Annotated in this window: 26 protein-coding genes and 1 other RNA gene; 12 read left to right on the top strand and 15 right to left on the bottom strand. The window is 58.4% G+C overall.

What is annotated here, in order from left to right:
* Window positions 1–61 precede the first annotated feature (61 nt).
* Window positions 62–1,981, bottom strand: coding sequence for a phospho-sugar mutase (locus GH984_RS07095; RefSeq protein WP_153719504.1), 1,920 nt, complete (start codon window positions 1,979–1,981; stop codon window positions 62–64).
* On the opposite strand from GH984_RS07095, the gene GH984_RS07090 reads away from it, so the two are divergent.
* Window positions 1,980–2,324 (top strand): thiol-disulfide oxidoreductase DCC family protein, encoded by a 345-nt coding sequence (locus GH984_RS07090; protein ID WP_253939157.1) that lies wholly within the window; start codon window positions 1,980–1,982, stop codon window positions 2,322–2,324. The genes GH984_RS07095 and GH984_RS07090 overlap by 2 nt on opposite strands.
* Here GH984_RS07090 and tpx read toward each other — a convergent pair.
* The 5 genes from tpx to GH984_RS07065 are packed head-to-tail and all read right to left on the bottom strand — an operon-like array spanning window position 2,301 to window position 6,499.
* Complete coding sequence (gene tpx, locus GH984_RS07085; RefSeq protein ID WP_153719502.1) at window positions 2,301–2,828, bottom strand: thiol peroxidase; 528 nt, start codon at window positions 2,826–2,828, stop codon at window positions 2,301–2,303. The two genes, GH984_RS07090 and tpx, sit on opposite strands and share 24 nt — an antisense overlap.
* Window positions 2,829–2,857: 29 nt before the next feature.
* The gene (gene gcvH / locus GH984_RS07080) at window positions 2,858–3,250 is read right to left on the bottom strand and encodes a glycine cleavage system protein GcvH (protein ID WP_153719501.1); all 393 of its coding nucleotides are present in this window, start codon (window positions 3,248–3,250) and stop codon (window positions 2,858–2,860) included.
* Window positions 3,247–4,590 (bottom strand): 2-octaprenyl-6-methoxyphenyl hydroxylase, encoded by a 1,344-nt coding sequence (ubiH, locus tag GH984_RS07075; protein WP_153719500.1) that lies wholly within the window; start codon window positions 4,588–4,590, stop codon window positions 3,247–3,249. The genes gcvH and ubiH overlap by 4 nt, the downstream gene beginning before the upstream one ends.
* Window positions 4,591–4,592: 2 nt before the next feature.
* Window positions 4,593–5,903, bottom strand: coding sequence for an aminopeptidase P N-terminal domain-containing protein (locus GH984_RS07070; RefSeq protein ID WP_153719499.1), 1,311 nt, complete (start codon window positions 5,901–5,903; stop codon window positions 4,593–4,595).
* The gene (locus GH984_RS07065) at window positions 5,900–6,499 is read right to left on the bottom strand and encodes a UPF0149 family protein (protein ID WP_153719498.1); all 600 of its coding nucleotides are present in this window, start codon (window positions 6,497–6,499) and stop codon (window positions 5,900–5,902) included. The genes GH984_RS07070 and GH984_RS07065 overlap by 4 nt, the downstream gene beginning before the upstream one ends.
* A gap of 56 nt (window positions 6,500–6,555) precedes the next feature.
* On the opposite strand from GH984_RS07065, the gene GH984_RS07060 reads away from it, so the two are divergent.
* From GH984_RS07060 to GH984_RS07035, 6 genes are all read left to right on the top strand, one after another.
* On the top strand, window positions 6,556–6,774 hold the full coding sequence (locus GH984_RS07060; protein WP_369691987.1) for a TIGR02449 family protein: 219 nt from the start codon (window positions 6,556–6,558) through the stop codon (window positions 6,772–6,774).
* Window positions 6,771–7,064, top strand: a complete 294-nt coding sequence (locus tag GH984_RS07055) for a cell division protein ZapA (RefSeq protein WP_369691986.1) — start codon at window positions 6,771–6,773, stop codon at window positions 7,062–7,064. Before GH984_RS07060 ends, GH984_RS07055 begins: the two co-directional genes overlap by 4 nt.
* A gap of 14 nt (window positions 7,065–7,078) precedes the next feature.
* A non-coding RNA gene (gene ssrS / locus GH984_RS07050) (6S RNA) lies at window positions 7,079–7,278 on the top strand.
* 5 nt (window positions 7,279–7,283) lie between these two features.
* Window positions 7,284–7,901 carry a 5-formyltetrahydrofolate cyclo-ligase gene (locus GH984_RS07045; protein ID WP_153719496.1) on the top strand — a complete coding sequence of 206 codons (618 nt, stop codon included), beginning with the start codon at window positions 7,284–7,286 and terminating at the stop codon, window positions 7,899–7,901.
* Window positions 7,902–7,940: 39 nt separating this feature from the next.
* Complete coding sequence (locus GH984_RS07040; protein WP_153719495.1) at window positions 7,941–8,411, top strand: EVE domain-containing protein; 471 nt, start codon at window positions 7,941–7,943, stop codon at window positions 8,409–8,411.
* Window positions 8,404–9,342, top strand: coding sequence for a glucosaminidase domain-containing protein (locus GH984_RS07035; RefSeq protein ID WP_153719494.1), 939 nt, complete (start codon window positions 8,404–8,406; stop codon window positions 9,340–9,342). The genes GH984_RS07040 and GH984_RS07035 overlap by 8 nt, the downstream gene beginning before the upstream one ends.
* A 26-nt stretch (window positions 9,343–9,368) precedes the next feature.
* On the opposite strand, the gene argA is transcribed toward GH984_RS07035, so the two are convergent.
* Both argA and GH984_RS07025 read right to left on the bottom strand, forming a co-directional pair.
* The gene (gene argA, locus GH984_RS07030; RefSeq protein WP_153719493.1) at window positions 9,369–10,634 is read right to left on the bottom strand and encodes an amino-acid N-acetyltransferase; all 1,266 of its coding nucleotides are present in this window, start codon (window positions 10,632–10,634) and stop codon (window positions 9,369–9,371) included.
* Entirely contained in the window at window positions 10,634–11,305 is a 672-nt protein-coding gene (locus GH984_RS07025; RefSeq protein WP_153719492.1) for a TIGR04211 family SH3 domain-containing protein, read from the bottom strand. Before GH984_RS07025 ends, argA begins: the two co-directional genes overlap by 1 nt.
* Before the next feature lie 85 nt (window positions 11,306–11,390).
* Here GH984_RS07025 and lgt point away from each other — a divergent pair, with 85 nt between their 5' ends.
* From lgt to GH984_RS07010, 3 genes are all read left to right on the top strand, one after another.
* Window positions 11,391–12,182, top strand: a complete 792-nt coding sequence (gene lgt, locus GH984_RS07020) for a prolipoprotein diacylglyceryl transferase (protein WP_153719491.1) — start codon at window positions 11,391–11,393, stop codon at window positions 12,180–12,182.
* Window positions 12,183–12,254: 72 nt separating this feature from the next.
* The gene (locus tag GH984_RS07015; protein ID WP_153719490.1) at window positions 12,255–13,049 is read left to right on the top strand and encodes a thymidylate synthase; all 795 of its coding nucleotides are present in this window, start codon (window positions 12,255–12,257) and stop codon (window positions 13,047–13,049) included.
* Window positions 13,050–13,059: 10 nt separating this feature from the next.
* Window positions 13,060–13,620, top strand: a complete 561-nt coding sequence (locus GH984_RS07010) for a dihydrofolate reductase (protein ID WP_253939156.1) — start codon at window positions 13,060–13,062, stop codon at window positions 13,618–13,620.
* Between the two features lie 27 nt (window positions 13,621–13,647).
* Here GH984_RS07010 and rho read toward each other — a convergent pair whose 3' ends face one another.
* The gene (rho, locus tag GH984_RS07005; RefSeq protein ID WP_153719488.1) at window positions 13,648–14,904 is read right to left on the bottom strand and encodes a transcription termination factor Rho; all 1,257 of its coding nucleotides are present in this window, start codon (window positions 14,902–14,904) and stop codon (window positions 13,648–13,650) included.
* Between the two features lie 33 nt (window positions 14,905–14,937).
* Window positions 14,938–15,264 carry a thioredoxin TrxA gene (gene trxA, locus GH984_RS07000; protein ID WP_369691985.1) on the bottom strand — a complete coding sequence of 109 codons (327 nt, stop codon included), beginning with the start codon at window positions 15,262–15,264 and terminating at the stop codon, window positions 14,938–14,940.
* 189 nt (window positions 15,265–15,453) lie between these two features.
* On the opposite strand from trxA, the gene cysQ reads away from it, so the two are divergent.
* Complete coding sequence (gene cysQ, locus GH984_RS06995; protein WP_153719486.1) at window positions 15,454–16,344, top strand: 3'(2'),5'-bisphosphate nucleotidase CysQ; 891 nt, start codon at window positions 15,454–15,456, stop codon at window positions 16,342–16,344.
* Here cysQ and GH984_RS06990 read toward each other — a convergent pair whose 3' ends face one another.
* From GH984_RS06990 to GH984_RS06980, 3 genes are read right to left on the bottom strand one after another with little or no spacing between them, the layout of a single operon-like run.
* On the bottom strand, window positions 16,345–18,096 hold the full coding sequence (locus tag GH984_RS06990; protein WP_153719485.1) for a PHA/PHB synthase family protein: 1,752 nt from the start codon (window positions 18,094–18,096) through the stop codon (window positions 16,345–16,347).
* Window positions 18,097–18,107: 11 nt separating this feature from the next.
* Window positions 18,108–20,630 carry an ABC transporter permease gene (locus GH984_RS06985; protein WP_153719484.1) on the bottom strand — a complete coding sequence of 841 codons (2,523 nt, stop codon included), beginning with the start codon at window positions 20,628–20,630 and terminating at the stop codon, window positions 18,108–18,110.
* Window positions 20,630–21,325 carry an ABC transporter ATP-binding protein gene (locus GH984_RS06980; RefSeq protein ID WP_153719483.1) on the bottom strand — a complete coding sequence of 232 codons (696 nt, stop codon included), beginning with the start codon at window positions 21,323–21,325 and terminating at the stop codon, window positions 20,630–20,632. Before GH984_RS06980 ends, GH984_RS06985 begins: the two co-directional genes overlap by 1 nt.
* Between GH984_RS06980 and GH984_RS06975 the strand changes: the two genes are divergently transcribed.
* Window positions 21,324–22,061 carry an arylesterase gene (locus GH984_RS06975; RefSeq protein WP_253939155.1) on the top strand — a complete coding sequence of 246 codons (738 nt, stop codon included), beginning with the start codon at window positions 21,324–21,326 and terminating at the stop codon, window positions 22,059–22,061. The two genes, GH984_RS06980 and GH984_RS06975, sit on opposite strands and share 2 nt — an antisense overlap.
* Here GH984_RS06975 and GH984_RS06970 read toward each other — a convergent pair.
* Both GH984_RS06970 and GH984_RS06965 read right to left on the bottom strand, forming a co-directional pair.
* Window positions 21,976–22,791 carry an endonuclease/exonuclease/phosphatase family protein gene (locus GH984_RS06970; RefSeq protein ID WP_253939154.1) on the bottom strand — a complete coding sequence of 272 codons (816 nt, stop codon included), beginning with the start codon at window positions 22,789–22,791 and terminating at the stop codon, window positions 21,976–21,978. The two genes, GH984_RS06975 and GH984_RS06970, sit on opposite strands and share 86 nt — an antisense overlap.
* Window positions 22,788–23,453: a thiol:disulfide interchange protein DsbA/DsbL gene (locus tag GH984_RS06965; RefSeq protein WP_253939153.1), complete on the bottom strand. Its 666-nt coding sequence runs from the start codon at window positions 23,451–23,453 to the stop codon at window positions 22,788–22,790. Before GH984_RS06965 ends, GH984_RS06970 begins: the two co-directional genes overlap by 4 nt.

Here is a 23,453-nt window from a genome sequence, read left to right as displayed (position 1 = left end):
CTGCCCCCCCCTTCCTTCTTCCGGCGGGCGCGCGAACGGCGCCATTGCGATGGCCGCTACGCTACGAAAAACTCCGCATCAATTCGTCCGCAATTTCTTCGAGCTTGGCGGCGCCCGTGTCTTGGGTGCCGGAGGGGCCGAGGTATTCGAGGTAGAGCTTGAGCTTGGGCTCGGTGCCGCTGGGGCGCACGCTGACGTGGTAGGTGGCGGAGGTGTCAGGGTCGGCCAGGTCAAGCTGGATGAGGTTGGTGGTGGGCAGGGGGATAGGTTCGATGACTTGGCCATCGGGGCGGCGGCGTTCGGCGGCGGCGTAGTCGTGCAGCGCGGTCAGCGTGAGGCCGGCCAGGGCGCGGGGAGGGTTGCTGCGCAGGTCGTCGAGCTGGGTTTGCATGCGCTCGGTGGCGCCCGCGCCGCTCAGGCTGACACTCACCTGTTGGGTGATAGACAGGCCGTAACGCAGGTAGAGCGCCTGGAGGCGGTCGTAGAGGGTGTCGCCTTTGCTGTGGGTGTCTCGGATGAGGCGCACGAGCGCCACGATGGTGGCGATGCCGTCTTTGTCGTGCACGGCGCGCAGGGGGCAGAAGCCGATGGCGTCTTCGTAGGCAAACACAAAGCGCTCGCCGCGCGCTTCGCGTTGCAGGGCGCGGTGCCAGAGCCATTTAAAGCCGGTGAGGGTTTGTTCATGCCCTACGCCATAGGCCTCGGCAATGCGCGCAAGCAGCCGCGAGCTGACCACGGTGTTGAGAACGAAAAGCCGGTCGGGGGAAATTGTGGGTGTCTGGGATGGAGACGTGGGTGTCTCGGATGTGGCTTCGGCGGATGTGGCTTCGGCCAGTAAAAAGTCCGCCAGGAGCAGGCCGGTTTGGTCGCCCATTAGGGTCAGCCATTCGCCATTGGGCTGGGGGATGGCAACGGCAACGCGGTCGCCATCGGGGTCGTTGGCGAGCACGAGGTCAGCACCAATGGCTTTGGCTTTTTCGAGGGCTAAGTCAATCGCCCCGGGCTCTTCAGGGTTAGGAAAGCGCACGGTGGGGAAGTCGCCATCGGGCTGGGCTTGGGCCTCGATGGTGTGGACCTCGATGCTGTGGGTGTCTGCGTTGAGCGCTTTGAGCGCGCGCAGGGCGAGTTCGCCGGCCACGCCGTGCATGGCGGTGTAGACGATTTTTGTGGGTGTCTCGGATGGCGCCTGGCCCTCGGATGGCGTCGGAGCAGCCGCAGCTGGCGCAGCCGGGGCGCCGGCCAGGATCGCTTCGAGGTAGCGGGCTTTGAGGGCCTCGCCGTGAATGTGGGTGTCTTGGATGACATCCGGGCTGTCAGAAGTGTGGGTGTCTGGGATTTCCTCCGCCGGGATTTGGGTGCTGAGCGGCAGGGCTTTGAGGGCCTCGGCGATGCGGTGGTCGATGGGGGGCACAATTTGGACGCCGTCGGACCAGTAGAGTTTGTAGCCCAGGTATTCGGGCGGGTTGTGGCTGGCGGTCAAGACGATGGCGGCCGCGGCGTCTAGGTCAAGCGCGGCAAAGGCGACCAGCGGGGTGGGCGCGTAGTCATCGAAGACATGCACGGTCACGCCAGCGGCTTTGATCACGGCGGCGGCGGCCTCGGCCAGGGCTTTAGAGCCATGGCGGGCGTCGTAGCCAATGACCACGCCGCGCTGGCCGGCGTCGGGCACTTCGGCTCGTAGGACATCCACCATCACGGCGGTCACGCGCTGCACGAGCAGGGCGTTCATGTTGGCGGGCCCAGGGCCGGCGAGACCACGCAAACCGGCGGTGCCAAACTCCAGCGGCGCTTCGAAGCAGGCGCGGAGTTGCTTGAGAGTGTGGCCTAAAGTGTGGGTGTCTCGTTTGGCCTCCGCCGCCTCCGCGGCATCGATCAGGGCGCCGAGGGCGTCGCGAGTAACCGGATCGGGGTCGGCGCTTTGCCAGGCGCGGGCTTGATCAAGCAGGTGTTTATCGTCCATGAGGTGTATTCTCTCGATCATGAAAACGTTGTACTACGATGGGTCGTGTGGGATGTGCCGGCGTGAAATCAACCACTTGCGGCCGCGGCTGGCGCCCAAGGCCGAGCTGGTGGATATCAGTGCGCCTGATTTTGAGGCGCCGGCGGGCTACACGCGGGCGGCTATGGAAGAGCGCATCCACTTCTTTGACGGTCAGCAGATGCAAATCGGCTTTGCCGCCACGCTGGGCTATTGGCGGCTGGCCGGTTTCGGCTGGGTGACGGCGGTGCTCGGGCTGCCGGGGCTGTTTCATATTGGAGATTTCCTCTACAACCGCTGGGCGGCGTGGCGCATTCAGCGCCTACGCTGCTCTGTGCCGCGCTAACGCAGCCAGCGCGGCCTCATAATCCGGCTCTTGGCGAATCTCGGGAACGAGCTCGGTGTAGATCACTTTATTGTGGGTGTCTAGGATGACGATCGCTCGCGCGGTAATGCCGGCCATGGGGCCGTCTACCTGCAGTACGCCGTAGTCTTTGGCGAAGTGGCGGTTGCGCATCATCGAGAGCGACTCCACGTTATTAATGCCCTCGGTCTCGCAAAAACGCGACATCGCAAACGGCAAGTCTGCCGAAATATTTAGCACCACCGTGTTCTCTAGCGCCGTTGCCTGTTCGTTAAATTTGCGCAGAGACATCGCGCAAGTGGGGGTATCTAGGCTCGGCACGATGCTCAGTACTTTGTATTTGCCCTCGTAGGCGGCCAGCGACACATCGCTTAAGTCGGCGCGGGTTAGCACAAAGTCAGGCGCTTGGCTGCCAACGGCGGGCAGCTCGCCATTGAGGTGAACGAGCTCGCCGCGGCGGGTAACGGTGGTGGGTGATTTATTCATGGGTGTCTCGGATTCCTTGTAGTCTTCGTTCAGTCTTCGTTGGCTATCGCATCGGCGTAGTCGGCGGCATCGAGGAGCTCTTCTTGGGCGCCGGGGTTGGCGAGTTTCATGGTAAAAATCCAGCCTTCGCCGTAGGGGTCTGAGTTGATGAGCTCGGGCTCGTCGCTTAGGCGCTCGTTAACGCTGGTGATTTCGCCATCAAGCGGGGCGTAGATGTCGGAGGCGGCCTTCACCGACTCAACCACCGCGCAGGCGGCGCCCGCTTCGATGATGCCCTCGGTGGCGGGCAGTTCTACAAACACCAAATCGCCTAGTTCGGCTTGGGCATGATCGGTGATGCCCACGGTGATGTGGCCGTCGCCCTCGTCGCGCACCCATTCGTGGGTGTCTGCGTATTTGAGATCGGTGGGCATTTCGCTCATGCCTGTCCTCCTGTTGTCGCTTGTTTGAGTAAGAGCCGCCGGGCTGGTGGGAATAGGTCGAGTAGGGTCAGGCCGACATTTCGGACAGCCACCAATGGCAGAAACTGGTTAGAAAATATCCGAACTAGTCCGTCGGTGAAAGTGAACGTGCGCCGATAATCTGCGCGGCGCTCCTTTTCGTACTCGGCCAGGCGCTGGGGATTGTAGGGGTCGGGTGTGGGTGTCTTGGTTGTGGTTGTGGTTGTGGGTGTCTCGGTAATGCTAGCGAGGGACTCCGCCAGGGTTTTTGCCAGGGCGTCGACGTCGCGCAATGCGAGGTTTAAACCTTGGCCTGCCACTGGGTGCAGCGCATGGGCGGCGTTGCCGAGGATGACGGCGCGATCGGTCACAAACTGATCAGCCGTTACCGCAATCAGCGGGTAAACCTGGCGCTCACTCACCTCAAGCAGGCGGCCCAAGCGCCAGCCAAAGGCGGTTTGCAGTGCGGCGAGGAATTCGGTGGGTGTCCACTGAGTGGCCGCTTCCTCGGCCTTTTCAGGCGGCAGCGTCCACACCAACGATACCGCGCCATCTGCCGCCGGCAGCATCGCCAGCGGCCCATCAGGCGTGAAGCGCTCATAAGCCGTGCCGCGATGCGGCCGGCTCGTGCGCACATTGGCGATGACTGCGCTTTGGTTGTAGTGGCGCTCGGTGAGCCCAATACCCAGACACCCACGTGTTTTTGAACGCATGCCATCGGCCACAAGCAGCAACCGCGCCGTTAGCGTCTGCTCGCCAGCGGGCGAGGAAAGGCGGAGGCGGTAGCCGGAAGTGTGGGTGTCTTGGATGGCGTTTTCGTTGACTGAGGTGTGGGTGTCTTGGATGGGCTGAAGCTCTGCAATTTCTGCCGGGCGGAAAACGGTGGCTGTCCTTTCCATCGCCGGGCCCAGCACCGCACCGAGATGACGGTTGGAGACTACGTGCCCTAGGGCAGGCAGGCCTTCCTGCTCGGCGTTAAGGCGCGTGAAGCCGCCGTGGCCGCGGTCGGAAACGTGGATGTCCAAGATGAGCGCCGCGCCCGCTTCGATTTGTGACCACAGGCCTAAGCCCTCAAAGAACCGGCGCGAACTGGGGGCGAGGGCCGTTTGGCGGTCGTCGAAACTTGGGTGTCTGGTTTGCGCTTTGGCATCAGCTGGCTCGGTGGCTTCGATTACGGCCACTGAAAAGTGGCTGTCCCCGTAACCCTCGTTAGCAATCGCGGCCGCCAGGCTTGCGCCAACAAGACCGCCACCAACGATGACGATGTCAAATTCGGTGGGCGAAAGTGTGGGTGTCCGGGATTCATCAACTGAGGATTTCATTTCTACCTCCTCGCCATCGCAGCTTCGATGTCGGCGACGGTTTTGGGGGTGGCGGCGGTGAGGTTGTCGTGGCCGGTGCGGGTGACGATGCAGTTGTCTTCGATGCGCACGCCGATGCCGTGCCAGCGGGCATCACAGGGGCTGCCGGGCGGGATGTAGAGGCCAGGCTCAATGGTAAGCGCCATGCCGGGTTCAAGCTCGCGCCATTCACCGTCAACTTTGTAGTCACCGACATCGTGGACATCCATACCTAACCAGTGCCCGGTGCGGTGCATGAAGTAACGGCGGTAGTCGCCGGATTCTAAAACGGCCTCGACGGGGCCGCCGAACAGGCCAAGGTCGACGAGGCCTTCGGCTAGCACGGCCGTGGCGGCTTCGTGGGCGGCATTCCAATGGACGCCAGGACGCACGGCGTCGAGCGCGGCGGTTTGAGCGGCCAAAACAAGCTCATAAATGGCGCGCTGCTCCGCAGTAAATTGGCCGTTCACCGGCCAGGTGCGGGTGATATCTGCCGCGTAGCCGTTAAGCTCGATGCCGGCGTCAATCAAGACCAAGTCGCCATCATTCAACGGCGCACGGTTGGCGATGTAATGCAGTACGCAGGCGTTTGCCCCACCGCCAACGATGCTCGGATAAGCCGGCTCGCCCCCGTGGCGGCGAAAATCGTAGAGCAGTTCGGCCTCAATTTCGTATTCAAAAAGGCCCGGGCGTAAAACCTCCAGCACTCGCGAATGTGCAGCGGCCGTCACCTGCGCGGCTTCGCGCATCACAGCGATTTCTTCACGCGATTTGATCAGCCGCATTTCATGCAAAATATGCTCAAGCGAGACGTATTCCAGCGGCGCCTTCACCCCGGCGCGCGCACGCTGACGTAGGGCGTTGACCCAGCCAATAAGCCGTTGATCAAAGTCTGGGTTGGCGCCCATCGGGCAGTAGACTTTGTCGCGCCCTTCCATCAGGCCGGGCAAAATCTCGTCGATGTCGCTAATCGGAAACGCATCATCCGCGCCGTATTCGCTCACCGCATCGTCTTGGCCAATGGTTCGCCCTTCCCAAGCTTCCCGAGTGGGGTCGCGCTCACGGCAGAATAAAATGAACTCGCCCGCCTCGCGCTCGGGCACGATCACCGCCACGGCATCGGGCTCGGGAAAGCCGGTCAGGTAGAGGAAGTCGCTATCTTGGCGATACGGATGGTGGACGTCTCGATTGCGCGGGCGCTCTGGCGAAGCCGGTAAAACGGCGATGCCGCTTGCGCCGATTTCACGCATGAGTTGCTCACGCCGCGCCGCGTGCATGTCCGATATGCCGGTCATGCCGAGCCCTTGGTGTTGGAGGGCAGTGCCGTGTGCTCACGCAGTAATAAGGTGGCCGCGCGCAGGTACTCGACAAGCTCGGTGTAGGCGATCTCGCTATCTTCATCGGCGGGTGTGTCGGGGTCGAGCTGAGCGATTTGGCCGATATCGCTGATCGCCTCATTGGCCTCACGTGGCAGGCCCTCGACTTGGGCACCAACCTGATCATCGACTTGGCCACCGTCTTGCCCACCGGCCTGGCCGTTCGCAAGGCCGAGGCCGAACAAAAACCCCTCGCACCAGCGGGCCAGAGCGGTGGCGCGCTCATTAAGCTCCGCTTCATCGTCGGGAAGTAGCGGTGCGAATTCGAGAATATCGTTTTCAAGACGATCGTGGGTGTCTTGGTAAAGGCCTGCCAGCGTCTCAAGCGCTTCGCGGGCCGGCTCGCCTTTGGGGGACAGCCCCTCGAGCACCTGGGCAATCCACTGCGCCATATCGGGCGGGGTGGGGGCACAAAAAAGGCCGCAGAGCATGCCCTGCGCCTCGGCGGCCGTCACCGTGGCATCGATGTTTGCCAGGGCGCGGGCGACTTCGTCATGGAGTTCACTACCGTTCATCGTTAATATTCTACCATTCGTGGTATTCTCGGGGTGAGTTCATGGAGAGCGCCCAAGTGACTGATTCCGTTAACGAACAGATTGCGAAGCTAGAATCACAGGTGGATGTCTTGTTAAAGCATTGCGCCCGGCTGCGGGAGGAAAACCGCGTGCTGCTGGAGTCGCAGACGTCTTTAAATGCGGAACGCGCCGCGTTGATTGAGAAAAACGACGTGGCTCGCGCTCGCATTGAGGCGATGATCGGGCGGCTTAAGGCCCTGGAGCAGAACGCGTGAGTGAGCCGATCAAAGTCAATATCCTAGATCGTGATTTTATGGTGGCAGCGCCCGAAGAGGCGCATGAAAGCCTGCATGAATCAGCGCGTTTGTTAGATGCGCGCATGCGTGAGATTCGCAGCGCAGGTAAGATCGTGGGGATTGATCGCATCGCGATTATGGCGGCGCTCAACATCACCCATGAGATGTTGCAGGCCCAAGGCCAAGCAGCGGTTGCCGATGATGCCGACGAGCGGTTGCGTGCGCTGAATGAGCGGATTGGAAGTTTTCTGGACGAAGACCCCTCTTAGGGTGCATCCTGAGTGTGACCCTGCGGCGTTCGATGCCGGGCATTCAGCATTCTTGAGCCTACAAGCAGACGCCTCAGGAGATGGTTTGTGGTGATGACTGGTGTGCACGTCCGCTCTGCCAAAAGCTTAGCGGAAAGCCTAAAGCGTTACTCGCTATCTCCGACCTGAACCTCAGGGTTCAAGGGCGTTGCCCGAACGGCGTCGTGGGGTCCTTCATTCATGCCAACATCTAATGTTTCTAGTAAAAAAGCCTTACGCAGCGCACTGCGCCAAGCACGGCGTGCAATACCGCCGGCGCGCGCGCAAGCCGCCGCAAAGGCTGTCGCCGAGCGCGTATGTCGGCATAAAGCGTGGCGACGCGCCCGGCATGTGGCCATTTATCTCTCAGGCGATGGCGAACTCGATACGACACCGCTAATTGATGCTGCTCGTCAGGCCGGCAAGACCGTTTATCTGCCCGTTATTCGTCCGCCCCGAGGGCGTGCAGGGCGTCGAGCAGCCATCACTCGGGGGGTTTTGGTGTTTCGGCAACAGGGCACGGTGCTCAGGCGCGGCGCGCTATGGGTGCTGGAGCCGGTGCGCGGACAAACGCCGGTTCGCCCGTTGGCGCAGATTGATCTGATGGTGATGCCGCTGGTCGGCTTTGATGGTGCCGGTTATCGGCTAGGTATGGGCGGTGGATTTTATGACCGCACACTGGCGGGTCGCGGTCGCTTTCGCCGGCCTTATCGCATGGGCGTGGCGCATGCCTGCCAACGCGTGGCAGCTCTTCCTCACGACCCTTGGGATCAACGGTTAGATACCTGTGTCACAGATATTGCGACGGTTTGTTGGTAAACTAGGCCTTGTATTTGTGGTTAAACAGGTGATGGACGGATGGCCTACTGGTTAATGAAGTCGGAGCCGGATGTCTATGGCATTGACGATCTGGCCGCAGAACCCGATGGTACGGAACACTGGGATGGGATTCGCAATTATCAGGTGCGAAACATGTTCCGCGATCAGTTTGCCGTGGGTGATCAAGCCTTCTTTTATCACTCCAACACCAAAGTGCCTGGCATTGTCGGGGTGATGGAGGTGGTCAGCACCGCCTACCCCGATCACACGGCATTTGATCCCAAAAGTGGTTATTACGACCCTAAAAGTGACCCTGAAAATCCCCGCTGGCTGATGTTGGATGTGCGCTACGTGCGTCACACCGAGCGGGTGATTACCCTAGCTGAAATGAAGGCAGATCCAGCGCTATCTGAAATGCCGCTAGTGCGTCGCGGCAATCGGCTGTCTGTCATTCCCGTGAGCGAGGCCGAGTGGGCGCATATCCTTGAATTGGAGAAACGCCATGACTAGACATCACGGAAAATTAATCGCAGCCATCGAAGCAGTGCCGCTGACATTACTTGTTTGCCTCGGTCTGCTTTGGTGGGCAGGCTGGCCAGGCATTGCCTCTGGCGATGGTGGCAAACCACCTCTTTACTCCGTTAGCGTATCTAGTAGCGAGCAGCTTGAGGCGGTATTTGAGGCACGCGAGTACTTCTGGCCGAGTGACGAAGAAGTGCCTCCCATCACCGTTCGATCTTTACCAGCCGATTTGGAATCGATTGATCCAGAGCTTCGTAAGTCATTGTTCTTTAGGGCGATGCTGCCTGTGATTTTGGCAGAAAACACGCGGATTGAAGCGCAACGTCGTCAATTAATGATGGCCCTTGATAACAACATGCCAGAGGGTCGACGGCTTGTCCTAATTAGCCAGCTCGCCGAAGAATATGGTGTTGAGGGAGATCCGCTTGCACCAGAGACGTGGCAGGCGCTGCGGCAGCGCGTCAACTCCGTCCCCGTGGCGCTCGCTTTAGCGCAGGCCGCCAAGGAAAGCGGTTGGGGCACATCGCGATTTGCGCGTGAGGGCAACAACTTTTTTGGACAGTGGACTTGGGATTCCAGCATCGGCATAGCGCCGGAAGATCGCCCCGAAGATGCATCGCATTATGTCCGCGCATTTCAAAGCCCTCGCCAGTCAGTCCGCAGTTATATGCGCAATTTAAACAGCCACGATGCTTATCAGCGCTTTCGTATTTTGCGTGAACAAGCGCATCGACGGGGGGGCGCAATGTCGCCTATGGCAATGGCGGCTGGACTGAATCAGTATTCTGAGCGTGGCTATGACTACGTGCGAGAAATTCGCGACTTAATTATTGCTAATCGGCTCGTTGAACTCACAGCCGAGGTGGCATTAATTGAGCCGTCGGCAAGGCCTAGCCGCCGCGAGCTGGCGCTACGTTAAAGGCTGGCGCCGTGGGCCGTGGTCTGTTAGAGCGGCTTGAAGAGCAGCTTGGAGCCGCGCGAGGGCTCGTATCCGGCTTGACGACTTTCTGGCAGGTCGCTTAATTCGCCAGGTTCAAACCCCTGCTCTCTAAACCAATGCGCGGTACGCGTCGTCAGCACAAATAAGTTTTCGCAGCCTTGCGCTCGGGCCTTTTGCTCCAGCTGCTGCAGAAGTTTTTGTCCTCGTGCGCCGCGCTGATAATCGGGATGCACCGTCAGACAGGCCACTTCGGCAAGCTTGGAATCTGAGACCGGCTGCAGCGCGGCACAGGCCACCACGGTGCCCTCGCGCTCCATCACCATAAACTGATCAAGCTCGCTTTCGATGCGATCACGCGTACGCCGAATAAGCGTGCCGTCCGCCTCAAGCGGCTCAATCAACGCCAAAATCCCGCTAATATCCTCCGCCCTTGCCGCCCTGAGCTGCTCAAACGGTTGCGGCGTAATTAACGTACCGACTCCATCCCGCGTGAATAACTCACCCAGCAGCGCACCATCTTCTGCCCTTGGCACCAAATGCACCCTCGCCACGCCGCCGCGACAAGCCTGGACGGCGCGTTGGATGTGGGTGTCTTGGATGCGCGCCGCCTCCTCCACCGTCAGCTCGCTATGCTCCAGTGCCGGGCCTTCGTGCAAGAACAAGAGTTTGTCGGCCTGGAGGGCACGTGCAACTGAGACAGCCACGTCTTCGGCGTAGAGATTGAATTGCTCGCCGGTTGGTGAGACACCCACAGGACTCACCAACACAACCGCCCCGTCATCCAATCGCCCATGAATTGCCGCGGCATCGATGCGGCGGACCTCGCCGGTGTGAAGGTAGTCAACGCCATCGCAGACACCCAAGGGTCGAGCCGTCACAAAGTTCCCTGAGGCCGCCTGCAAGCGCAGCCCAGCCATCGGCGAGTTCGCCAGGCTCATAGAGAGCAGGGCTTCAAGCTCCAAGCGAACGCTACCAACGGCATCGCAAACGCAGGTTAAAGCGTGGGTGTCTGTTATGCGTAGGCCATTAACATAATCAATCGCCGCGCCACTTGCCGCTAGTCGCTGTTCGATTTGAGGGCGGGCGCCGGGGACGAGTACTAAGCGGACACCCAAGCCACTGAGCAAAGCCAAATCATGCACCAGCCCGCGAGAGGCGGGATCGAGCAGCGCTTCGCCGCCAAAGTGCACCACAAAGGTGCGGCCACGATGAGCATGAATGAACGGTGAGCTGTGGCGAAACCAGCGCACCAGGCGTGCGAGATCTTCCATTACAGATCGCTCCAGCTGCTGCGACGTCGCCAGCGAATACGGGTCATTAAGATGCCAATGAGCATGCCAGCTGCAATTACGGCCGCACCCGCAATGAACCAATCTTGGCGGGAACGATCGGCCATACGGACTACCTCTTGTCGCAAATCCTGCGCCTCACGCTCAAGATCGATGAGGTCTTTGCGCAACGCCTGATTTTCATCAGCAAGCTGCAAGCCCTCGGTCGCTTCTTGTAGCCGAAGCTGCATGCGATGGTTGTCCTGCTCAAGCCCTCGTGCGTGCTCGGTGAGCGCTTCCACCGTGCTTTCCAGCTCTTCTACGGTGGCCATTAGAGATTGATTTTGCTCAGATACCGTGGCCAAACGCTCGCTAGCCCGCTCAAGCCGTGTCACTGCTGCCGGCTGTTCTTGCAGATAAGCGCTACGCACCCATCCTTGCTGATTGCCCGCCTGCACCCGTGTCCACTCTGAGCCGCGCTCAAGGACTTGTAGTTCCGTGCCAGCGCTCAGCATACGTAGAATCCGATAGTCATTGCCCTGGCCAGAGCGAAGGGTAATTTCTAGGTTATCCGTCACATACGCCGCTGTCTGCGCCTGGGCCGTGCCGAAGCCGGCTGCTGCGCCAAGTCCAATCGCAAGTGATAGCACCAAAACCGGAGCCATCTTTGGCATCGTCTTCAATCTCCTAATAAAAACCGCAGTTTAGCCGAAGCGACGAATATGAGACACCCACAGTTTTTTCCATCACAATAATCGTATGCTTACTTATCCAAATATTGATCCCGTTGCGATTTCTCTCGGCCCGCTCGAGATTTATTGGTATGGGCTGATGTATGCAATCGGCTTTGGCCTGGCATGGTGGCTGGGGCGGCTTCGGGCACGTCAGCCTGGCAGTCCGCTGACGCCCGCACGCGTTGATGACCTGCTGCTTTATGGCGCCATCGGCGTCGTGGTTGGCGGGCGCATGGGTTATGCAATTTTCTATTCCGAGACACCCATACTTTCTGACCCCCTCGCGCTGCTACGCATTTGGGAGGGCGGTATGGCATTTCATGGCGGGTTGGTGGGTGTCATCGTTATGGCGTGGGTGTTCGCCCGTCGTCATAAGATTCGTCCTTTAGCGCTCGGGGATTTCATTGCGCCACTCATTCCGCCGGGGCTGGCAGCCGGGCGTTTAGGCAACTTTATTAATGGCGAGCTTTGGGGTGCGCCAACTTCAATGCCCTGGGGAATGGTTTTCCCGCCAATGGGGCCCGATCCGCGGCATGCCTCACAGCTCTATCAAATGGCCCTAGAAGGGCTGCTCCTATTCGCAGTGGTTTGGTGGTTTTCTAGTCGCCCAAGACCCGCGGGCAGCGTAACCGGCCTGTTTTTAGCTGGCTACGGCGTCGCCCGCTTTAGCGTAGAGTTTGTGCGTTTGCCAGACCCTCACATTGGTTATTTAGCGGGAGGCTGGCTAACCATGGGGCAGCTACTTTCGCTACCGATGATTTTAATTGGGGTTGGATTATTGTTCTGGAGCTACAAACGGGGCCACGAAAATCGCTAGGCCCCTAGGCGCGACCAGAAGGCAATACCGGACACCCACAACTAACTGACAAAAAGAGGATACGGCTGACTCATGCAACAGTACCTAGACCTGCTGCGCCATGTTCGCGATCATGGAGTTGAAAAAAGTGACCGTACGGGGACAGGCACCTTGTCCTGCTTTGGCTGGCAGATGCGCTTCGATTTGAATACCGGCTTTCCGGCGGTGACAACTAAAAAGCTGCATTTCCGCTCCATCATCCATGAGCTACTTTGGTTTTTGGCAGGCGAGAGCAATATCCGCTATCTGAAAGAAAATGGCGTCAGCATTTGGGATGAATGGGCCGATGAGAATGGTGAACTCGGCCCTATTTACGGTGTGCAATGGCGCTCTTGGCCTGCACCCAATGGCCAGCGCATCGACCAAATCGCCAAAGTGGTTGAGCAAATCCGTCAAACGCCGAACTCACGACGCCATCTGGTCACCGCCTGGAACCCCGGTGAGGTCGACAAAATGGGGCTGCCGCCCTGCCACATTTTATTCCAATTTTATGTCGCCGAGGGGCGCTTATCCTGTCAGCTTTATCAGCGTAGCGCAGACATATTTTTGGGTGTCCCGTTTAACATTGCCTCTTATGCGCTCCTCACCCACATGGTCGCTCAGGTAACCGGCCTAAAACCCGGCGAGTTCATTCACACCCTGGGCGATGCGCATTTATACCTGAACCATCTTGAACAAGCGGACACCCAACTATCCCGCAGCCCACTGCCTCTGCCACAGCTGCGACTCAACCCAGACACCCACGATTTGTTCGCCTTTCGATACGAAGACATCCACATCGACGGCTATCAATCGCACCCGCACATCCCAGCGCCGGTAGCGGTTTAAGGGTAAGGAGATGAGCATCATGCAAAACCGAGACACCCACATTATTTTGGTCGTGGCGATGGCCGAGAACCGCGTGATCGGGCGCAATAATGACTTGCCCTGGCGCTTGCCCGATGACATGCGACATTTCGTGGCGTTAACGCGGGGGAAGCCGATCGTGATGGGCCGTAAGAACTATGAATCGATCGGCCGGCCACTGCCGAATCGCACCAATATCGTGATGACCCGAGACACCCACTGGACAGCAGAAGGTTGTGTGGCTGTCCACGATGTCGAGGGCGCACTAGCAGCCGCCACGCAAGCAGCGAAGTCGACAGAGAAAAGTGTGGGTGTCTCGGATGAGTTACCCGAGATCGCGATCATCGGCGGCGCTGAGATTTATGCGGCCTTTTTGCCGATAGCAGATCGAATTGAGTTGACGCGGGTGCTCGCCATGGTGGAGGGCGATACGTTTTTTCCGCTATTTGAAGGGCCGGAGTGGGAATTGGCGTCGCAAACGCATCACCCGGCGGATGCCGAGCATGCGTATGACATGAATTTTGAGACATGGAGGCGGCGGCGCCCGCAATAAGCCAACGCCGCTAACAGCGATAATGATCTAGCGCTTCATTGCCTGGAAGAATTCGTCGTTGGTTTTGGTGTCTTTTAGCTTATCCAACAGGAATTCAATGGCGGCAAGCTCGTCCATCGGGTGGAGGAGTTTGCGTAAGATCCAAACTTTTTGCAGATCTTCTTGGCTCATTAGCAGCTCTTCGCGACGCGTGCCGGAGCGGTTGATGTTCATCGCCGGGTAAATCCGCTTTTCTGCAATGCGGCGGTCAAGATGGACTTCCATATTGCCGGTACCCTTGAATTCTTCGTAAATGACATCGTCCATGCGGGAGCCTGTTTCGACGAGCGCCGTGGCGATGATCGTAAGACTTCCACCTTCTTCGATGTTTCGCGCCGCGCCAAAAAAGCGCTTTGGCCGGTGCAGGGCGTTGGCATCCACACCACCGGTGAGAACCTTGCCGGAGCTCGGTACAACCGTGTTGTAGGCCCGCGCCAAACGCGTAATGGAATCGAGCATGATCACCACATCGCGCTTATGCTCAACAAGCCGCTTGGCTTTTTCGATGACCATTTCGGCAACCTGCACATGGCGGTTAGCGGGCTCGTCAAAGGTGGAGGAAACCACTTCGCCGCGAACCGTTCGCTGCATCTCGGTCACCTCTTCTGGCCGCTCATCGATGAGCAGCACGATGACGTATGCTTCGGGGTTGTTCGCCGTGATGGACTGCGCGATGTTCTGCAGCAACATCGTCTTACCTGCTTTAGGCGGCGAGACGATTAACGCCCGCTGTCCCTTACCAATAGGGGCAGACAAATCGATGACCCGCGCAGTCAGGTCTTCAGTTGACCCGTTGCCGCGTTCCAGTACCAGCCTTTCTTTAGGAAATAGCGGCGTGAGGTTTTCAAACAAAACCTTATGCTTGGCGGCTTCGGGCTTTTCGAAGTTGATCTCATCAACTTTAAGCAGCGCAAAGTACCGCTCGCCCTCTTTTGGCGGCCGGATCTTGCCCGAAATGGTGTCGCCGGTCCGCAAACTAAAGCGTCTAATTTGACTGGGGGAGACATAGATGTCGTCTGGCCCTGCCATATAAGAGCTGGTTGCGGAACGCAAAAAGCCAAAGCCGTCTTGCAAGATTTCTAGGACGCCGTCACCCCAAATATCTTCGCCTTTTTTGGCGTGAGCTTTTAGTAAAGCAAATATGACATCTTGTTTGCGCGATCGCGCCATGTTCTCGATGCCAAAGGACTGCGCGATTTCGACCAGCTCAGCGGCTGGCTTGTACTTAAGTTCGGTGAGATTCATTTTTTCTTCTGGCCGCCGCAGCGGGCGATAAATTTAAAGATTGCTGTCAATAAATGCCGAAAGCTGGGCTTTCGAGAGTGCACCGACCTTGGTGGCCTCAACTGCACCATTCTTGAACAACATGAGAGTTGGAATGCCCCGAATGCCGTATTTCGGTGGGGTTTCCGGATTTTCATCGATATTCAGCTTTGCCACTTTGAGCTTGCCGCTGTAGGTAGCAGCCATCTCGTCAAGGATTGGGGCGATCATTTTGCAAGGACCACACCATTCAGCCCAATAATCAACTAAAACAGGATGCTCGGATTTCAGTACCTCTGCCTCGAATTCAGCGTCAGAGACGTGGACGATTTGGTCGCTCACGAATAAACCTCCAGGGAATGCAAACAAATGAGGGCTCGGGTGGATAACCGCCCTTTGTGCCCGGCGATAATCTAATTGAGTTAAACAGAAGGGATGCGCTTTTAAGCACGATGGGACGGAGGTTAGCCGGAGCCCGCGAGCGTGTCAACTTTTCCTGACCATGCGATCATATCCAAAAGGAGTGAAGTTATGTCTACGCCCCCCAAGTTAGCCGAAGAAGTCCTCACAATCGCGCGCCAAGCCGGTGATGCGATCTTAGCAATTTACGAGGGCGACTTTGCCGTTGAGACCAAATCCGACCACTCACCACTGACCGCAGCGGATATGGCTGCGCATCGGCTAATTGCCTCTGAATTGGGATCTAAGATCGGATCTAACGGATCTGAGACACCCACAGTTTCCGAGGCAAGCTTGGCCGCCTTGCCGTTACTCTCTGAGGAAGGCGGATTGGCCGATTTCGACGTACGTAAAACCTGGGGCCGCTACTGGTTGGTGGATCCGCTTGATGGCACACGAGAATTTGTTAAGCGCAATGGCGAGTTCACAGTCAATATCGCTCTGATTTCGAATGGCCGTCCGGTTTTGGGCGTGGTGCATGCGCCGGTTTTGCGCCGGAGTTATGTGGGTGTCTTGGATGGAATCTCCGATGGCAAACCCGGGGCCTGGCGCATCGACGAGGTAAGTGGGCAGTCCAGTTACCAAGAAATTCGGACACGCACCGCTAGTGAGGCGGCGCTGACGTTGGCAGTCAGTCGCTCACATGGCAGCCCCGCGGTTCAGGCGCTTTTAGAGCAGCTCCCCGACGTTGATACCACTTCGATGGGCAGCTCGCTAAAGTTCTGCCTCGTTGCCGAGGGTGCAGCCGACGCATACCCGCGCTTCGGGCCAACCTCTGAATGGGATAGCGCTGCTGCTCAGGCCGTATTGGAAGCTGCTGGCGGCGCGGTGCAGCGCATGGATGGATCGCCGCTGACTTATAACCAAAAAGTGTCTGTCCTTAATCCAGACTTTATCGCCATCGGTGATCCAAATTGGCGCTGGGCCAATCTAACCGCCGACTTCCCGATCAATGAACGCTAGCTAGCGCTCGAGAACGTATGTACCGGGCGCTGCGGTAATCGGTGGGTGTCCGGCATCCGGTGCGCCCATCGCCGGCGGTTTAATTCGGGCGCCCGAGCGCTCGGCCAACCACGCCTGCCAGGGTAGCCACCAAGAACCTTTGTGGGTGTCTCGGTTTCGCAAAAACTCCTCGGGCGACTCGCTTTTATCGCTCGGATGGTAGTCATGCATTTGGTAGGTACGGTGTGGGTGTCTCGGATGAGTCACAATACCCGCATTGTGTCCGCCATCGGTGAGCAAAAAGGTGACTGGGGTGCGGGCGTGGCGGACGACTTTGTAGACGGATTCCCAGGGGGCGATGTGATCTTTTTTGGTGGCAACCGTAAAAATGGGGACGTCGATGTCGCCCAAAGCGACGGGGCGGCCGTCAATGTCGTAGCGCGCTTCGATGAGGTCATTTTCTAAGAAAAGCTCGCGAAGGTACTCGCTATGCATGCGGTAAGGCAGGCGCGTGGCATCCATATTCCAAGCCATAAGGTCAAATGGCTCATCGCGCTCACCTAAAAGGTAATGGCGCACCATGCGCGACCACACCAAGTCTTGGCTGCGCAGTAACTGAAAGGCAGCGGCCATTTGGTCACGACTTAAATAACCTCGCGCCCACATCACATCCTCAAGAAAGGCGACCTGAGCATCATCAATAAATAGGTCGAGCTCGCCTAGATCAGTGAAATCGGTCTGCGCGGCCAGTAGGGTCATGCTGGCAAGGCGGTCATCGCCATCGCGTGCCATGGCAGCAACGGCCAAGCTCAGCAGAGTGCCGCCGAGGCAATACCCCACTGCATGCACTTTTTGCTCAGGGACCACGGTATTGACCACTTTGAGGGCATCCATTACCCCCAAACGACGGTAGTCATCCATGCCGTAATCGCGTTCTGCAGGCCCAGGATTTTTCCAAGAAACCACAAAAACCGTATGGCCCTGACTAACGAGGTACTCAATCAGTGAACGCTCTGGTCGCAGATCTAGAATGTAGTACTTCATTATCCAGGCCGGCACGATCAGGACGGGTTCTGGATAAACTGTGTGGGTGTCCGGCGAATACTGAATCAGCTCTATAAGCGCATTGCGATAAATGACCTGGCCGGGGGTAACGGCAAGATCGCGCCCGACCTTGAAGTTTTCGCTTTCGGGAGTGTCGGATTGGCCGAGAAATTTGTGGGTGTCTTCGATGGCGTTCGTCGCGCCGTGCCACAGGTTCCAGCCACCACTTTCAATTGTGGCCTTCAAGACTTCAGGGTTGGTTGGCAAGAAGTTAGACGGCGAAAAAATGTCTAGCCACTGACGAACCATGAAGTTGACGACTTCTTCATGATGCGGCTCAACGCCGGAAACACCTGTTGTGGCCACATGCCACCACTGCTGCTGCAGCAAAAATGTCTGATGGAGCATGGAAAATGGCCATTGCTGCCACTCGGGGGCATCGAAGCGATGGTCCTGAGGCAATGGTTCGATGCAGCGTTGACTGGCTTCACCGGAGGCGCAGCGGCCAAGGTAGGCCGCTAATCGCAGCGACTTGCGCACTCCTTTGCGCATGAGCTCCGCTTGTCGGTTTGGACTGAGACCCAGGTGCATCGACCAGTCGGCAAAGGCAAGGGCCAAAGCCACTGGCGAAATACCGCCCGTGTAGCGCCCTATTTCAGCGCGTAATAGCCGATCAAAGGGGGTGTCTTCGTTAATTTCGTCCTTAAAAGCGTGCTCTAAACGGGTCATACGACCTCCTTTTAGCCTTCGCGCAACAATTGCATAGGTGAACTTCGATAGTAGCGCCTCGCGCCTAGCCCTCCAGCAACCCAAACGGTCAGTAATCCAACACCCGCACCAATCACGAGGGTCATCGGTCGCAGCGGATATTCAAGGCTGAACAAAACCTCTGCCACGACAAGGCCTGCGGTTGTGGCCGCCAGTCCGGCCAATGCGCCAGCAATAGCACCAACAAGCCAGAACTCCCAGCGCGCCATACGCCGGATGCGTGTTCCACTTGCGCCGAGCGCACGAAGCAGTGCACTTTCAAATCGCCGCTCTTCGCCGGTGATCTGTAACGCAGCCAATAGCACGAGGACGCCCGCTAATAACGTTAGTAAGGCCATCAACTCCACAACTCGAGAACCTTGGTCGATGATGGTGCGCACAATCCGAAGCACGCTACTGACATCGATAATGGTCACGCTTGGGTAGTTGCGTACTAGCGTATTCAACAAAGTGCCGCTGTTGTGGGTGTCTGCTAAGTGAAAGCTGGTTAGCCATGTTTGTGGGAACGGGTCAAAGGTGCCCGGTGAACCGAGCACGAAGAAATTGACGTTAAAGCTCTCCCAACGAACATCGCGCAAATTGGTCACTTCAGCGGTTACCTCCGCGCCCCCAGAGCCAAACGTCAACGTATCGCCAAGCTCAATACCCACCTCCTCGGCAAAACCCGTCTCGACAGATAGCTGAGGGCGATCGGAATCTGTGGGGGAATCTGTGGGTGTCTCGGATGAACCCTCGGATGAACCCTCGCCCCACCAGCGGCCGGCAACGACGCGGTTGTCATCGGCAAGTGTGGATGTCCAGGATAGGTTAAAGTCGCGTCGCGTCAGCCGCCGCGCCTGAGCGCTGTCGAAGTCATCGGCGGCGACCGACTCGCCGTTCATCGCAAGCAGGCGCGCGCGAACCATGGGATAAAAGACCGTGGAGATGTCCGCATCAGCCAGCGTTTGGCGCACGCCATCAACCTGCTCAGGCTGGATGTTAATTAGAAATTGGTTGGGCGCATCAGGCGGTATTTCGGCCTGCCAGGCCGTTAATAAATCGTTGCGCACAACAGCCAGCAAGAAAAGGCTCATCAGCCCGACACCGATTGCCACAATCTGAATGATGGCTGTCATCGGACGTCGCGTTAACCCCGTTAACCACAGCAGCCGGCCGGTGCCACCGCGGCGTGTTAGTGCTCTTACGCCAAAAACGACACCACTGGCCACGGCGGTCAGAACCAATAGTGTGACACCCACAGCGCCAAACACCGTGATGGCAACCAGCGGATCGCGCGCCTGCCAGCCCATTAGACCCAGAATGACAACGGCGGCAACAGCCAAAGGCAAACCCGCTCTAAGCAGGTTGTCACCCAAATCGCGGCGTAGCACGCGCATTGGAGGCACGTCTCGCAGACGTGAGAGAGTTGGCAGCGCAAAACCCAACAGGGCAACGCCCGCGGTCACCCAACCCGTGGCGAGTGGCCGCCAGCTCGGCGGTGGCAGGCGGGCACCGAGTAAGTCTGCAACCAGCGCTAACATCGCTACATGCAGCCCAAAGCCAATCGCAGCGCCGAATGCGCCAGCAAAGACACCCAACCAAAGCAGCTTGCCCACGAACAAACCTAAGATTCGCTGGCGACTTGCACCAATGGCTCGCATGACGGCCACGCTGGTGATTTGTCGCTCGGCGTAATGTCGCACGGTTAGTAAGACAGCCACACCAGCAACGATAACTGTCAGCAATGCCGCTAGCCCCAAAAAGCGCTTTGCTTGCTCGACAACCTCTGCAGCACCCTGGCGCTCATCGGTGGGTGTCTCAATTTCGATGTCATTCCCAAACTCCGCCACCAGCGCGCTCGTCAGGCCATCGAGGGCTTCGAGGGGACCAGCAAGGAGGAGTTTGTGGCGGACGCGGCTGCCCGGGCCAAGCAATTCGGTGGCCTCAAGGTCGGTTTGGTTAAACATGACGCGGGGGGCGAGGCTGGCAAAGCCATCGCCACGATCCGGCTCGAGGCTAATCACCGCCGCAACTTCGAATTCCAAGGCACCCAGGGAGATTGATTCGCCAACCGAGACACCCAAGAGTCCGAGCAAGCGAGATTCAACCCAGGCGGTCCCGGATTCGGGTATCGAATCTGGAATGATCTCTGGGTGTCCGGGTTCCGGCTTAATGCGCAGTTCGCCGCGCAAGGGGTAGGTCGAGTTCACCGCCTTGGCGGACACCAACCGGTTTTCGTCGCCCGCCAGTACTACCGTGGGGAATACCGCGATTTGGGCGGTACGCAAACCCGCTGTTTGGGCGCGTTCCACCCAGTCCGCGGGAATTGGCTGGGAGTACTCAACGGCTCGATCGGCCGCCAGCAGGTCTGCAGCGCGCAGCTCGGTGGCCGCGGAGACTCGCTCAGCAAGCCAGGCCACACCGGTGACGGCCGCCACGGCAATCACCACCGCCATCGCCAATAAGCGCAGCTCGCCACCGCGCCAATCGCGATACAGTAAACGCAGGGCCAACATTAGACGGCCTCCTCACGCAAAACGCCGTCGCGCAAATAACGAACGTGCTGACAGCGATCGGCCACTGATTGATCGTGGGTGACCAGGATGAGGGTTGTGCCATGTTGGCGGTTAAGATCGAACAGCAAATCAATGACTTGCTCGCCGGTTTTATGATCCAAGTTGCCAGTGGGCTCATCAGCAAACAACACGGCAGGGGCGGCAATAAAGGCCCGCGCCAGCGCCACGCGCTGCTGCTCACCGCCAGATAGCTGAGAGGGATAGTGGCGAACGCGCGCCGCCAGCCCCACCCGCTCGAGTGTTTCGCGAGCACGCGCGGCAGCCTGCGGCTGGCCCGCCAGCTCTAATGGCAACATGACGTTTTCTAAGGCAGTCAGCCCCGAGAGTAGGTGAAATGCCTGAAACACAAAGCCTACGCGGCCTTGGCGGCGGGCCGCGCGCTCGTCCTCATTCAGCGCGGTCAGATCTTCGCCCGACAGCAAAACCCGCCCTGCACTGGGCAAATCCAGCCCAGCCAACAAGCCAAGCAAGGTGGATTTGCCAGATCCAGATGTCCCCAAAATCGCCCATGAGTCCCCGGCATCAATGCTAAGATCAAGGTTTTCAAACAGGCTAATTGGGCCTTCGGCAGCGTCAAAGCGCATGCCCAGACCCTCGGCCTGCAAAATGGGCTGGCTATTGTTGGACTCTGGCATGCGATTAATCCTCTCAAATTTACGACGTCTACTACTTGTTGTTGGCCCGACCCTTGGGCTGCCCCTTGTTCTGAGCCTTGGGCTGATCATGGTTATACCCCCCGGGCTTGTCGCTCATGCCAGCACGGCTGACACCAGCACCCCCGAAGATGGCCCACGCGTAATGGTGCTGGGCGACAGCATTAGCGCGGCTTACAACATGCCCACCGAGGCAGGCTGGGTTGCGTTGCTCGACGATCGCCTTGCGTCTGTGGCAAACGGCGAGGCCATCAACGCCAGCATTAGCGGTGACACCACCGCCAGCGGCCGCACCCGCTTACCGGCCGCGATCGAGCGCCATCAGCCCGATATCGTCATCATCGCGCTCGGCGGCAACGATGGCCTTCGCGGCATTTCGTTATCCGAGTTGCGCAACAATCTGACCAGCATGATCGAAACCATCCGCGCAAGCGGCGCCGAACCGCTGCTCGCCGGCGTTCGCCTTCCCTCTAACTATGGCAGCGCCTTTGTTGATCGGTTCCTTGGCATCTTTGCCGAAGTGGCAGATGCCACCAATGCCGCCTTTGTTCCGATGATCCTTGCTGGCGTGGCCGAAGACCCCTCACTCATGCAAGACGACGGCATCCATCCCAACACCACCGCGCAACCCATTATTCTTGAGACAATCTGGAGCGTTCTAGCGCCGCTGGTGCATTCAGCCCCGCTAACGCCGGCGGCAGACTCACCGTCATCGTAATGGGTAAGTGATCGGAGATGGCGGTATCAACCACCTCCGCCGTCTCTACGGTCAGGCTGGGCGAGACCAAAATGTGATCAATATTGCGCGCTGGTCGCCAACTCGGATAGGTCAACATATCGTGCAGCGGCTCGCGTAAATCGGTTCGGGCACAGAGATGTTTGAGTTCGGGGCTGCGCGAGTGACAATTCAAATCGCCCATCACAATGACATGCTCAGCATCGATGATGTGCTCAGCGATATAGTCCAGCTGATCCAGCCGCGCGCGCTGACTTAAGGCAAGATGCAATAAGACAAGGACAAGCTCGTCTTCAGGGGGGCCAAAACGCAGCATTAACGCGCCACGTCCGGGAATGCGACCCGGCAGTCGATGCTCAACCACCTCGCGCGCTTTGATACGACTTAAAAAACCGTTGCTATGCTGTGCAAATCGCCCCAGCGGTCGGTTGGTTTGCGAATACCAATGCGGAAACTCCGCGGTACGGGCTAAAAACGCGGTTTGATCAACAAAACCACTGCGCAAGCTGCCGGCATCGAGTTCTTGTAAACCCACTAAATCGAATTGGCTGACCAAATCGGCGATGCGCCGCAAATTAGGCAGACGCCCAGCATCAGGAAAAACATGCCGCCAGCCACGCGTAAAGTACTGATGAAAATAGCGGGTATCGATACCCGCTTGAATGTTGTAACTCATCAGCCGCAGCCGCTCGGGCAGCGGTGGGGCGATCATTCGCTCTCCCGACTCACCAGCGACTCAGCCACCTCGAGCATACCGGCTTGCCCTCCCGCGGCGCGCACATCAATCAGATACTTGCCCGCCACCGCCACAGCCGGCGTGCCCGGCACACCATATTCGCCCACCAAACGGTTTGCCTGGTTAATTTGTGAGGTGACGCTGAACGAATTCATCGCATCAACCACATCCTGCTCGCTGACATCCGCAACACTCGCATAAAACTCGGCGACCGCCTCGGCATCAGAAAACTGACGGCCCTGCTGGTGGATGGCTTGGAACATTAAAGTGTGGGTGTCTTGGATGATCCCCAGCGCATCAGCAGCAAAATACGCCCGCGCCAAAACTTCCCAAGAATTACGGCCAAAGGTGACCGGGGTATGCACAACGGTGATTTGATCACCCATGCGCTCGGTCCATGCCCGAATCTGAGGCTCGAAATCGGCGCAATGTGGACAGGCATAGGAGAAGAACTCCCGCACTTCCACGCCATCGCCATCCGTCATCAATGGGGCGTCAAGGGTGCGATAGGCCTGCTCTTGGGCAACGGCGGTTGCCGAGGCGGTTATCAAGGCGATTGCCGAGAGGGCCATTACCGAGACACCCACAAAAAAACCTACAAAAAAAACACCGCTCAATCGGCGTCGTATCAAATTCAT

It is taken from the genome of Spiribacter salilacus (assembly GCF_009649225.1).
Taxonomy (GTDB): Bacteria; Pseudomonadota; Gammaproteobacteria; order Nitrococcales; family Nitrococcaceae; genus Spiribacter; species Spiribacter salilacus.
The sequence above is the reverse complement of the archived record's forward strand: the minus strand, read 5'-3'. Positions and strand labels throughout refer to the sequence as shown.